The 2,292-nt window shown below is 68.0% G+C and carries 2 protein-coding genes; both read left to right on the top strand.

The window, feature by feature from the left end; all coding sequences use genetic code 11:
* Window positions 1-191: 191 nt before the first annotated feature.
* The gene (locus AC3ENX_RS14545; protein WP_434812450.1) at window positions 192-1,259 is read left to right on the top strand and encodes a hypothetical protein; all 1,068 of its coding nucleotides are present in this window, start codon (window positions 192-194) and stop codon (window positions 1,257-1,259) included.
* A 7-nt stretch (window positions 1,260-1,266) separates the two neighbouring features.
* A partial coding sequence (locus AC3ENX_RS14540; protein WP_434812449.1) for a DUF3558 domain-containing protein occupies window positions 1,267-2,292 on the top strand: 1,026 nt, incomplete at its 3' end.

Raw genomic sequence — 2,292 nt, 5'->3', positions numbered from 1 at the left:
AGGCCGAGGCGTCGATGCCGAGCACACGACGCTTCACGCCCGTGAGCTCCTCGTCTTCGAGCGCCGCGAGGGTGTCGGGCCGCTTCCGAGAGTGATCGGGTCGCGCTGATATTCCGCGGAAGGCATGGGCGTGATCGGATTGTTGTCCTCCTGAGCCGTGCCGCGTCGAGCGCCGATGCGAGGATGTGTGCATGACACGCGCATGGGGGGCCACCGTTCTGATCAGCATTGCCGCGCTCGCTTTGGCGGCATGCGCACCGACCACCACCGGAGCCGATCCGACAGGATCATCGACGGGCGACCCGTCGCCGAGTTCGACACCGTCAGCGACCGAACCGGCATGGACGGTCGCGTTCGACGGCGACTGCGACGCACTCCTCTCTCCGGAGCAGCGTGAGACGATCGTCGCGCCGAACATGGTGGAGCGAACCGAACTCTGGGAGAAGTACACGCAGGCCTCGCAGCCTGCCTCGGTGCAGCTTCCGTCGCCCGGCGCTGAGGGCACCGCGGGCGGCCTGCGGTGCAAGTGGGGCGAAGACGTCGGCAACGACTACGAGGGTCAGTGGCTCGAGGTGTTCGTCTTCCCCGAGTCGCTGGTGGAGGCGTCCGTCGCCGGCTCGTACGCAGAGCCGACGTGTGAGGCCGCATATGGCGGATCGTCGTGCCGCCTCGCCGCGACCGCAGGGGGTGCGTGGGTGCTCGTCACGATGGGCCCGGACGCTGCGACCACCGAGGCTCCGGCTTCGATGACCGCAGTGCGCGATGCGGTGCTCGAGAACCTTGCAGCGGCCGAGCCCCCGGTGCCTGCGACGGCGACCGACCAGTGGTGGCCGATCGTCGACTGTGCGGCGCTGGCTGAAGACATGCAGCTCGGCGAGGTACTCGCCGACTACGGGACCGGCCGATGGGAAGGTGCTCCGTCGCTCGAGCAGACGATTCTCGAGAACGTCGGGGCGGAGCAGTACTGCGAGTACGTCGCCGATGACGTCGCGAACGCGGACTGGTTCCGCATGTCGATCACGACCGCACCCGGTGGTGCTTGGCTGTGGGATCGCACGGCGGTCCTGCTGCCCGACACGGTCGACGTCGAGGGTGCCGAAGACGCGGTCCGTCTCACCGTCGAGGGCGAGGACGAGACAACCGACGTGCTGGCCGCCACCGATGGGACGAACCTCATCTGGGTCACGGTCGACGGGCTCGATGTCGCGCCCGAGGTCGCCGCGCGCGCGCTCGGCACGCTGGCCGCCTCGGAAGACTGATCCGTCGATGAATCGCTGTCGACGCGCTGCGGTACTCGGCGCGATCACCGTAGCGATGCTGTTCGCGGGATGCACGGCGACAACCGCGCCCGCTCCCGCGAACACTGGCAATGCGACGGCGAACTCGACGACGGCTCCGACCCCGACGCCCGAAGTGGTGTCGGAGCCGACGATCCCGTTCGCGGGTGACTGCGCGCAGCTGCTCACCGACGGACAGCTCGACGACCTGCTCGGCGCCGGCTGGGTGCCTTTCGAAGACCAGCTCCTCGTTTGGAACCCGGACCGGATCCCCGTCGCTGAACCGGATGCCACAGGCACGCTCGGCGGGCTCACGTGCGCGTGGTGGTCTGAGGGGGAGGACGAGCTCGAGAAGCTGGAGGTGATCGTGCTTCCCGCCGCATCCGTGCCGGCCGACTTCGTAGCGGACTTCTCCGAGACCCGTTGCGATCCCTCCTACGACGTCACGCTGTGCCGGCTCGCTGCCGAAGTCGGTGACGTGTGGGTCATGGTCACTGCCGGTCGCGACTTCACCGAGCCACCGGCGCAGAAACTGCAGGCGACGATCGACGCTGTCGCGGCGACGGCGGTCGATTCGTTCGACGGCGTCTCCGCAGATGTCACCGAGGGATGGTGGCCGGTGCCGGACTGCGCAGTGCTGTTCGAGGCGATCTCGCTCCAAGAGATCATCGGCGACTACGTGAACGGGTACTGGGAGGGGAACGTGCAACCCGAGGAGACCCTGCTCCGTGACACCGGTGTGCAGGCACTCTGCCCGGCGAGCACCAACGGTGATGCGCCCGATGGTGGGCACTACATCATCATGCCGTCGGTGTACCCGGGCGCGGCCTGGCATTGGGACGAGCTCGCGGCGACCGAGGGGATGGCTCCGGCCGATATCGGAGGAGCCTCGGCGGGATTGTCGTTGGCGGGGGTGGGATTCAACGCGCTCTACGCGACCGACGGCGTGAATGTCGTCATGATGACACTCGACAAGGACGAGCCGGTCGAGGTCGCGCACGAGATCCTGGAGCGT

Source organism: Microbacterium sp. bgisy189, assembly GCF_057707225.1.
The sequence above is the reverse complement of the archived record's forward strand: the minus strand, read 5'-3'. Positions and strand labels throughout refer to the sequence as shown.